The sequence below is a fragment of the Roseicyclus sp. genome, assembly GCF_052168335.1.
Classification (GTDB): Bacteria; Pseudomonadota; Alphaproteobacteria; order Rhodobacterales; family Rhodobacteraceae; genus Roseibacterium.
Window position 1 is genome coordinate 1 of record NZ_JBQLZP010000281.1, and the last position, 9,171, is coordinate 9,171.

General features: G+C 72.0%; 12 protein-coding genes. 3 read left to right on the forward strand and 9 right to left on the reverse strand.

Annotated features, from left to right (window positions below; genetic code table 11):
• Both eutB and ACTS11_RS08590 read right to left on the reverse strand, forming a co-directional pair.
• Positions 1–901 (reverse strand): ethanolamine ammonia-lyase subunit EutB (gene eutB / locus ACTS11_RS08585; RefSeq protein WP_442639911.1); only part of this gene is annotated, 901 nt, incomplete at its 3' end.
• A 40-nt stretch (positions 902–941) separates the two neighbouring features.
• Positions 942–1,253 (reverse strand): winged helix-turn-helix transcriptional regulator, encoded by a 312-nt coding sequence (locus ACTS11_RS08590; protein ID WP_442639912.1) that lies wholly within the window; start codon positions 1,251–1,253, stop codon positions 942–944.
• 85 nt (positions 1,254–1,338) lie between these two features.
• On the opposite strand from ACTS11_RS08590, the gene ACTS11_RS08595 reads away from it, so the two are divergent.
• Together ACTS11_RS08595 and ACTS11_RS08600 are read left to right on the forward strand one after the other, a co-directional pair.
• Complete coding sequence (locus ACTS11_RS08595; protein ID WP_442639913.1) at positions 1,339–1,956, forward strand: NAD(P)-dependent oxidoreductase; 618 nt, start codon at positions 1,339–1,341, stop codon at positions 1,954–1,956.
• A complete protein-coding gene (locus ACTS11_RS08600) occupies positions 1,953–2,564 on the forward strand; it encodes a hypothetical protein (RefSeq protein ID WP_442639914.1) in 612 nt (203 codons plus the stop codon). Before ACTS11_RS08595 ends, ACTS11_RS08600 begins: the two co-directional genes overlap by 4 nt.
• 27 nt (positions 2,565–2,591) lie before the next feature.
• Here ACTS11_RS08600 and ACTS11_RS08605 read toward each other — a convergent pair whose 3' ends face one another.
• The 7 genes from ACTS11_RS08605 to ACTS11_RS08635 all read right to left on the reverse strand — a co-directional run bounded on the left by ACTS11_RS08605 (position 2,592) and on the right by ACTS11_RS08635 (position 8,715).
• Positions 2,592–3,095, reverse strand: coding sequence for a c-type cytochrome (locus tag ACTS11_RS08605; protein WP_442639915.1), 504 nt, complete (start codon positions 3,093–3,095; stop codon positions 2,592–2,594).
• Between the two features lie 73 nt (positions 3,096–3,168).
• Positions 3,169–3,522, reverse strand: a complete 354-nt coding sequence (locus ACTS11_RS08610; RefSeq protein ID WP_442639916.1) for a cupin domain-containing protein — start codon at positions 3,520–3,522, stop codon at positions 3,169–3,171.
• 106 nt (positions 3,523–3,628) lie between these two features.
• Positions 3,629–4,267, reverse strand: a complete 639-nt coding sequence (locus ACTS11_RS08615) for a hypothetical protein (protein WP_442639917.1) — start codon at positions 4,265–4,267, stop codon at positions 3,629–3,631.
• Positions 4,268–4,319: 52 nt separating this feature from the next.
• Positions 4,320–5,168 (reverse strand): DUF305 domain-containing protein, encoded by an 849-nt coding sequence (locus ACTS11_RS08620; protein ID WP_442639918.1) that lies wholly within the window; start codon positions 5,166–5,168, stop codon positions 4,320–4,322.
• 80 nt (positions 5,169–5,248) lie between these two features.
• Positions 5,249–5,713: a DUF411 domain-containing protein gene (locus ACTS11_RS08625; RefSeq protein WP_442639921.1), complete on the reverse strand. Its 465-nt coding sequence runs from the start codon at positions 5,711–5,713 to the stop codon at positions 5,249–5,251.
• Positions 5,714–5,785: 72 nt separating this feature from the next.
• On the reverse strand, positions 5,786–6,223 hold the full coding sequence (gene cueR / locus ACTS11_RS08630; protein WP_442639919.1) for a Cu(I)-responsive transcriptional regulator: 438 nt from the start codon (positions 6,221–6,223) through the stop codon (positions 5,786–5,788).
• Between the two features lie 23 nt (positions 6,224–6,246).
• Positions 6,247–8,715 carry a heavy metal translocating P-type ATPase gene (locus tag ACTS11_RS08635; RefSeq protein ID WP_442639922.1) on the reverse strand — a complete coding sequence of 823 codons (2,469 nt, stop codon included), beginning with the start codon at positions 8,713–8,715 and terminating at the stop codon, positions 6,247–6,249.
• A gap of 209 nt (positions 8,716–8,924) precedes the next feature.
• Here ACTS11_RS08635 and ACTS11_RS08640 point away from each other — a divergent pair, with 209 nt between their 5' ends.
• Complete coding sequence (locus ACTS11_RS08640; protein ID WP_442639920.1) at positions 8,925–9,119, forward strand: heavy-metal-associated domain-containing protein; 195 nt, start codon at positions 8,925–8,927, stop codon at positions 9,117–9,119.
• The last annotated feature ends 52 nt before the right edge of the window (positions 9,120–9,171 follow it).

The following is a 9,171-nucleotide window of genomic DNA, read 5'->3' on the forward strand; positions in this document are numbered from 1 at the left end:
CGTGATGGGCATCGGCCGACAGCGCGCTGCCCTGGCCGGTCTCGAAATACATCAGGTTCGCGCCCTCGGGCGCACGGCCGAGCGCGCGGACGGCCTCGTGGGCCTCGTCGAGGAGGGCGAGCGTCACGCCGAAGCCCGCGTTGGCCTTCTCCGAGCCCGCGACCGACTGGAAGACGAGATCGACGGGCGCCCCGCGCTCCATCGCGGCCAGCGCGGTCGTGACGTGGCCCAGCACGCAGGTCTGCGTGGGGATGTCGAGCTGCGACCGGATCGCGTCCAGAACCTCGCAGATGCGGATGTAGTCGGGCAGGCCGTCCGTCGCCGGGTTCACCCCGATCACCGCGTCCCCCGCCCCCATGAGGAGGCCGTCGAGCGCCGAGAGCGCGATGCCGCGGCTGTCGTCGGTGGGGTGGTTCGGCTGGTTCCGGGTCGAGAGCCGCCCGCGCAGCCCGACGGTGGAGCGGAAGCGCGTCACGACCTCGATCTTCGCCGCCACCGCGATCAGGTCCTGCGCGCGCATGATCTTCGACACCGCGGCGGCCATCTCGGGCGTCACGCCCCAGGCGATGCCGGCGATCTCCCGCCCGGTCGTCGCCGGATCGAGCAGCCAGTCGCGGAAGCCGCCCACCGTCAGCGCGGCGACGGGTCCGAAGGCGAGCGCGTCATGCTGCGCGAAGATGAGGTCCGTGACCGCGTCGCCCTCGACTTCGAGCAGGTCCGCCAGGAAGTCCGACAGCGGCACGTCCGCCAGCGCGTGCTGCGCGGCGATCCGTTCGAGCGGGCCGTCTGCCGCGAGGCCGGCCAGCGCGTCGCCCGAGCGCGCGGGCGAGGCCCTGGCCAGCAGGACCTTCAGCGAAGGGAAGGCGTGGACGGTGCCGTCGATGGTCGCGCGGTAGGGCATGGGCGCGACTTCAGCACGCGCTCCGCGACCGGGCAAGCCGTCAGCTCTCGGCCCCTGCGCCCCATTCGCCCATCGCCCGCCAGACGGGCGCCAGCGCCGCGCCGCGCTCGGTCAGGCCGTAATCGACGCGGGGCGGGACGCTGCCCGCGCTCCGCCGCCAGATCAGCCCGTCCTCCTCGAGCCCGCGCAGCGTCGCGGTCAGGACGCGCTGCGTCACCGGCGGCAGGCTCCGCTGAAGCGCATTGAAGCGCATCGGCCCGCCCTCGAGGCGGAACAGGACGAAGAGCCGCCACTTGCCCGTCAGAATGCGGAGCGTGCGCTCGACGGGACAGTCCTCGGGCGTGCCGTCCATAAGCGGTATCCTTTTTGTGCGTACTTGCCGATACGGATGCAAGACGACATGTCGGCTCCATCTGTCAAGCATCGAGAGGGACGACATGAACATCCTGCTTCTGGGCGCGACCGGCCGGACCGGCCGCCTGATCGCCGAGCGGCTTCTGGCCGAGGGCCACGCGGTGCGGTCGCTCGGCCGCCGCGACCCGGGGATCGGCGGGCTCGCCTTCACGAAAGGCGAGGTCACGGACGCGGGCGACCTGTGTGCTTCGCTCGCGGGTATCGACGCGGTCGTCTCGGCGCTGGCCTCGAGCAACGCAGACCCGGTCTGTTCCCGCGCGGCGGAGGCGCTGATCGTTGCCTCGGGGGCTCGCGCACTGCGCTTCGTCACCATCGGCGGCGCGGCGGTCGATGCCGAGGGCGACGCGAAGGGCCTCGCCGACCGGGCCATCGGCGGGATCATGAAGCTGGTCGCGGGCCGGATGCTCGCCGACCGGCAGCGGGAATACGCGCTCCTCCGCGCCTCCGCGCTCGACTGGACGATGCTGCGCCCGCCGCGCCTGACGGACGCCCCGGCCACAGGATCGTGGCGGCTCAGCTTCGACCGGCCGGCGGGCACCCAGATCGCGCGCGCCGACCTCGCCGCCGCGGCGGTGGAGGCGCTGGGTCGGGCGGACCTGTCGCGCCGCGCACCCTTCGTCGCGGGAGGGCGCGCCGCATGAGCAGGGAGCGCCTGTTCGTCGGGATCGACCCGCTCTGCGGCTGGTGCTACGGGATCGTGCCGGCGCTCCGCGCGCTGGAGCAGGCCGAACCGGACCTGCCCCTCCGCGTCGTCATGGCAGGCCTCGTCACCGGGGCGCGCGTCGGCCCCTACGCGGAGATGGAGACCTACATCCGGGGCGCCTCAGAACGCCTCCGCGCCGTGACGGGGCGCGCGCCGTCCGAGGCGTTCTATGAAACCATCCGCCGCCCCGGGGTCCTGGGCGACAGCGCCCCGCCCTGCTTAGCCATCGCCCATGTGGCGAAGCACGCGCCGGACCGGGCGCTCGGCTTCGCGCATGCAGTCGTCGAGGCGCATTTCGGGGAGGGCATGGACCTGAACGATCCGGACACCTACCGGACGCTGTTCGACCGGATGGGCCTCGACCTCGCGGTGCCGGACCTCACGGACCGCGACGCGGCGGCGCACGCCTGGACCGAGGGCCGCGCCCTTTGCATCCGGCGCTTTCCGACGCTGATCCTGAGGCGCGGCGGAACGATGACGGCGCTTCCGACGGAATACGACCCCGCGCGCCTCCGGGATCTCGTGGCGCGCGCGCGGCGGGGCTGAGCCCGCCCGCGCGCGCCGGCGCGGAGGTCAGCCGTCGTCCGTGTCCTCCGGTGTCCCGTGCTCGGCATCGGTGCCGCCGGACTCCTCGGTGCCATCGGTCTCGCCGTCGGCATCCTCACCGTCGGTTGCGCCGTCTTCGCCGCCGTCCCAGCCCTCCGTCTCGGAGTCGAGGTAGGCGACGATCGCGTCCCGGTCCTCCTCGTCGCGGACACCGGTGAACGCCATGCGGGTGCCGGGCAGGTACTCGCGCGGGGCCTCGATGAAGGCCTTGATCTCCTCGGGAACCCAGGTGATGTCCGCCTCCTGCATCGCCGACGAGTAGCGGAAGCCTTCCACGATACCCGCCTCGCGCCCGACGACGTCGTGCAACGACGGCCCGACGAGGTTCCGCCCTTCCTCGAGCGAGTGGCACGTGGCGCAGAGGCGCTGATACAGCCGCTCGCCCTCCTCGATGGCGTCGTCCTGTCCCAAGGCCGGCGCGGCGGCGCAGGCGGCGAGGGCGAGGATGGCGAATGCCTCTCGGTGTAGCATCTGGGTCTTCCTTCCTTCGTGGTGCGGATCGATATGGCAACCCCGGCGGAGGGTCGCTTGTTCCGCACCCCCGTCAGCCGCTCCGCACGTCGCGGTCGTCGTGGAACTCGGCGGGCGGCGCGGTGGCCTCGATGGCGGTGAAGGCCTCCTCGATGCGGTAGCGGTGCTCGGCGCCCGCGGGCACCAGCCAGCAATCGCCCGGATTGAGGACGATCTCCTGCCCCTCGAGCTCCAGCCGCGCGCGGCCCGCGATGACGTAGCCCACGGTCTCGTAGTCGCGGCGGTGGCGCATGTCCGCTTCGCCCTTCGGCACCTTCTCCCAGAGCCGCATGGAGAGCCGCTTGCCCGCCACGAGGTATTTCTGGCCCATCTCGCCGAGCGGCGAATGGTCGGAGGTCACCTTCTTGATCGTGCTGTCCTTGGTCATGTCGCGTCTACCTTCCCGGGCAGTGCGTGAGCCTTGAGCAGGGCGCCTGATCCGCCTCGATTCTCCGTCCTGGGAGAAACGGGCCCGGCGCCTCGCGGGTTCCGCCTCAGCCCGCGCGGAGACCGGCGACCCCGGCGCCGAGGGTCAGGACGAGCGCGAAGAGCCCGAAGAAGCCGACCGCAAGGAGCCAGGGCCCCGAGCGTCCCGGCAACCGGTCGGCGAGGGGGCCGAGAACACGCGAGCGCGAGACGGCAGCGGCATAGAGCGGCAGGGCGCTGACGAGCGTGGCGTAGAGGTAGACGCCCGAGACGTTCTCGAAGTGTGCGGCGCGCGCCAGCGTCGGCGCGACGACGCCGAGCGCGGTCGCGGGACTGCCGCCGAAGGAGCCGAAGGCCCGCGCCGAGGCCACGTAGATCGCCGCGTGGAGGGCCACGAAGAGGACGAGCCGCGCGGCCATGTCGATCGCGATGGCGCCCACCGCGTCGCCCCGGCCCGGCCGGTCGTCGAGCGCGGCGAAGAGGACGAAGGCGACGTAATTCACGGCCAACACCACGGGCAGCCCGTTCGTGACCACCTGCCGGAGGAAGAGCGACAGGGCGGGGCCTCCGCCTGCAAGCGCGGCGCCGAAGCCGGGCGTCAGCGCGACGTAGAGCGCCAGGAGAGGCACCAGCCCCGCGAGGCTCACGAGGATCGTGCGCCACGCGAAGCGCGCGAAGGGCATGTCGAGCGAGAGGAGCCGCTGCACGGGGGGCTGCATGGGCCCGACCCAACCATCCGGAGCGGCCGGTGTCGAGACCTCAGACGCCGCAGTCGTAGAAGCCCCGGTAGCCGACCGTCAGCCCCTGCTCGAGCGCGAAGACGAGTTCCGCGTCGCTCCGCCAGTCCGGGTCCGCCGCTTCGCGGACGCTCATCGTGACGCCTTGCGCGCCCCAAGCCATGCTGTCGGCCGCCTCCTGCCGTTCGAGCGGCACGATGACGCCGTTGAGGCTCATGAGTCCGCCTTCGGGACTGGTCCATAGGATCGGGTCCTCCCCCCGGACACGCCGGAACCCGCAGTCGAGCGCCCCCGTCGGCGTGCCGTCGGGCAGGTCCGCCAGGGACAGGGGCGCGGGATCGACCGTCGCGATCCGCACGCTGTCCAGCGCCTCCTCGATCGTGCCGACCTCGGGCGGCGGGTCCTCGTAGATCTCCCCGACCTCGGCGCCCCGGTCGAGCTCCGCGATGAGATACCGCATCTCCGCAACCTCGCGGTTCTGCGCCAGCTCGATCTCGCGGGCGAGCTTCCGCACGCGCGCGTCGGTCAGTTCCGCGCGCTGCGAGGTCATGATCGCGATGGAATGGTGCGGGATCATGGCGGCCATGAACGACCGGTCCTGCACCGTCTCCTGGCTGCGGACGAGCCAGAGCGAGACGGCGAAGACGATGACGCTGCCCGCGAAGATCGCGGCGTTGATCGCGCGGCTGGAATACATGGACAGCATGTAGCCCAGCATGATGACCGCCATGGTCGCGCCCATCAGGAGCGCCATGTAGGTCCGCGTCTCGGACCAGAAGACGTGCTCGAGCGCGTAGGTGTTGAGATACATCAGCACGAACATCACGATTGTCGAGGTCGCGATCATCGCGCCGAACCGCCAGTAGGACATGGGACATCTCCTCCTTCCCGGTCATCGCCGCGCGCCACGCGGCCCGCGGGATCAACGGAAAGGGGGGCGCCCGCGTTCCCTCAGGCGGCGTCGTAGCGGGTGAAGACCTCGGTGCTGCCGTCGCGCCGGATGAGGAAGACGTCGTAGGCCTCGCGCGCCTCCTCGGGGCCCATGCCGGGCGAGCCGTAGGGCATTCCGGGCACGGCGAGGCCCACGGCGTCCGGCCGCTCGGACAGGAGCCTGCGGATGTCGGCGGGCGGCACGTGGCCCTCGATGACGTAGCCCGCGATCCCGGCGGTGTGGCAGGAGATCATGTCCCGCGGGATGCCCGCATCGATCTTGTGGCGCATGAGGAGCGTGCCGAGCGCGTTCTCGACGGTCACGTCGAAACCGTCCGCCGTGAGGATGCGCGCCCAGGCCTCGCAACAGCCGCAGTTGGGGTCGCGGAGCACGTGGATGGCGAGCGCCGCTCCCTGCGCGCGGACCATGTTCGGCGCGGATACCGCCAGCGCCGCGCCGCCGAGGATCAGTCCGCGTCTCGTCATGTGGGTCATGCTCGTCTCCTTCATCACCGTGTCGCCTGCGTGTTCCAGTGCATCGTCGCTTGCCATCCACACTCACCCCGTGCCGAAACGGCCGGAGGCCCCGCTCCGGCGCGGCTCGGCGTCGGCCTCCGCGAGGTCGCGCAGGATCGGGCAGTCGGGCCGGTCGTCGCCGTGGCAATGCCGCGCCAGCGTCTCGAGGGTGTCGGCCATCTCCTCCAGTTCGCGGATGCGGCGGCGGAGGTCGGAGACCTGCGCGAGGGCGAGGCGCTTGACGTCCGCGCTCTGCCGCGAGCGGTCGCCCCAGAGGCCGAGAAGCTCGCCGATCCCCTCGACGCTGAAGCCGAGGTCGCGCGCCCGCCGGACGAAGCGCAGCCGGTGCACGTCCTGTTCGGAATAGACGCGATAGCCCGCCTCGGTCCGCGCGGCGGCGGGGATGAGGCCCGTCTCCTCGTAGTAGCGGATCATCTTGGCCGAGACGCCCGAGGCCTTGGCCGCATCGCCGATGTTCATGCGTTCCTCTCCCATCGCCGCGCTCATTCCGCCGGGGCCATGCGGGCCCGCGCCACCGGCCCGGCCGGCGCCGCCTCCTCGCGGAGGGGCGGCGACCAGCGGCGGAGCCGCAGCGCGTTGCCGAGCACGAAGACCGACGACAGCGCCATGGCCCCCGCCGCGAAGACGGGCGACAGAAGGATACCGAAGGCCGGCCACAGGACACCCGCCGCCACCGGGATCAGCGCGGTGTTGTAGGCGAAGGCCCAGAACAGGTTCTGGCCGATGTTGCCCAGCGTCGCGCGCGAGAGCGCGATGGCGTTCGGCACCCCCTCGAGCGAGCCCGACATGAGCACCACGTCCGCCGCCTCGATGGCGATGTCCGTGCCCGTCCCGATGGCGAGGCCCACATCCGCCTCGGCGAGCGCGGGGGCGTCGTTGATCCCGTCGCCGACGAAGGCGAGGCGGCCATGCGCCTCCTTCAGCCTGCGGACGGCGTCCACCTTGCCCTCGGGCAGCACCTCGGCCACGACCTCGTCGATGCCGAGCTGTCGGGCGATGGCCTCGGCCGTCCGCGCGTTGTCGCCGGTGATCATCGCGACCCTGAGGCCGAGATCGTGCAGGGCCGCGATGGCCCTGGGCGTCGCGGCCTTGATCGGGTCGGCGACCGCGACGATGGCGGCGAGTTCGCCCCCGATCGCGGCATAGAGCGGCGTCTTGCCCTCGTCGGCGAGGCGCCGGGCGGTCGCCGCGAAGGTGGCGACGTCGTGGCCGAGGGATGCCATGTAGCGGTCCGCGCCGATCTCGACGCGGATACCGTCGGCCTCCGCAGCGACGCCCATGCCGGTCACGCTGCCGAAGCCCGTCGCCTCGGGCAGGGCCAGGCCGCGCGCCTCCGCCGCCTCGACGATGGCGCGCGCGATGGGGTGCTCGGAGCGCGCCTCGACCGCCGCGATCCGCGCGAGGACGGCGTCCCGGTCGAAACCCTTCGCCACGTCGAGGTCGGTCAGCCTCGGCCGCCCCTCGGTCAGCGTGCCGGTCTTGTCGAGCGCGACGATGCGCGCCTCCTTGAGGAGTTGCAGCGCCTCGCCCTTGCGGAAGAGGACGCCCATCTCGGCCCCGCGTCCGGTGCCCACCATGATCGAGGTCGGCGTGGCGAGGCCCATGGCGCAGGGGCAGGCGATGATGAGGACCGCGACCGCGTTCACGAGGCCGAAGGTCAGCGCGGGCTCCGGCCCGAAGATCAGCCAGACCGCGAAGGTCAGCGCGGCGAGCGTCATGACGGCGGGGACGAACCACATCGTCACGCGGTCCACCAGCGCCTGGATCGGCAGCTTGGAGCCCTGCGCCTCCTCGACCATGCGGATGATGCGGGCGAGCATCGTGTCCGCCCCCACCGCCGTCGCCCGGAACACCAGCGCGCCGGTCTGGTTCACCGTGCCGCCCACCAGCGTGGCGCCCGCGCCCTTGGCGACGGGCACGGGCTCGCCGGTGATCATGCTCTCGTCGACGTAGCTCTCGCCCTCGGTCACGTCGCCGTCGACCGGAATGCGTTCGCCCGGACGCACCTCCACGAGGTCGCCGGGGACGACATCCCCGATCCCGATCTCGACGGTCCGGCCGTCGCGCCGGACGCGCGCGGACTTGGCCTGCAACCCGACGAGGCGCTGGATCGCCTGCGAGGTGCGGCCCTTGGCGCGGGCCTCGAGCCAGCGGCCGAGAAGGATCAGCGTCACGATCACGGCGGCCGCCTCGAAGTAGACGTTCACCGTGCCCGCGGGCAGGAGGCCGGGCGCGAAGGTCGCGACGAGAGAATAGGCGTAGGCCGCCATCGTGCCGACCGCCACGAGGCTGTTCATGTCCGGTGCGGCCTTGAGGAGCGCGGGGAAGCCCTTGCGGTAGAACCTGAGGCCCGGACCCGCGAGGACCAGCGTGGTCAGCGCCGCCTGGATGTACCAGCTTTGCTGCATCCCGATCGTCGCCATGACCCAGTGGTGCATGGCCGGGATCAGGTGGCTGCCCATCTCGAGGACAAAGACCGGCAGTGTCAGCGCGGCCGCGATCAGGGTGTCGCGGCGCAGGGTCCGCGCCTCCGCCTCGCGCTTGTCCGCGGCGGAGGTGTCGGCAGTTGCCGCCTGCGTCACCTCGCGCGCGTCGTATCCCGCGCCGTCCACGGCGGCGATCAGCGCGGCGGCGTCGGCCCGGCCTGTCACGGTCGCCCGCTCCGTCGCGAGGTTCACCGAAGCGGCTTCGACGCCCGGAACGGCGAGAAGCGCCTTCTCCACCCGACCGACGCAGGAGGCGCAGGTCATGCCCTCGACCGCGAGGACGGTGGTGGCGGCGGGCACCTCGTAGCCGACATCCTCGACGGCTTGCACCAGCGCGGCGCGGTCGACGACCTCCGAGAAACGCAGATCGGCGCGCTCGGTGGCGAGGTTCACGTTCGCCTCGGCGACGCCCGGCACGGCGCGGAGCGCGCGCTCGACCCGGCCGACGCAGGAGGCGCAGGTCATGCCCTCGATGGGCAGGCTGAGGGTTTCGGGGGTCTTGCGAGCGGCGGTCACGGGTCGCGCTCTCCTTCCGGTGGAATCATCTGGTTCCGAACATGGGGGTTCCAATGATGGGAAGGTCAAGGGCGGGCCCGCGAAAACTCCACCTCTTGACCTTCCCATGGTGGGAAGCCCCATGATCCGCGGGACTCACGCGGACGGAGAAGACCGGGATGCAGTTCCACATCGAAAACATGACCTGCGGCGGCTGCGTGCGCGGCGTGACCAAGGCGATCCGGTCGGTCGATCCCTCCGCCGAGGTCGCGGCCGACATCCCGACCCACAAGGTCGACGTGACCTCCGCCCGCCCGGCGGAGGCGTTCCTGCCCGCGCTCGCGGGTGCGGGGTTCGAGGCCGTGCCGGTCTGATCCTCGGGGCGCGCCGACCGGCGCGAAGGAGCCGCTCAGGTCCTGCCTTGGC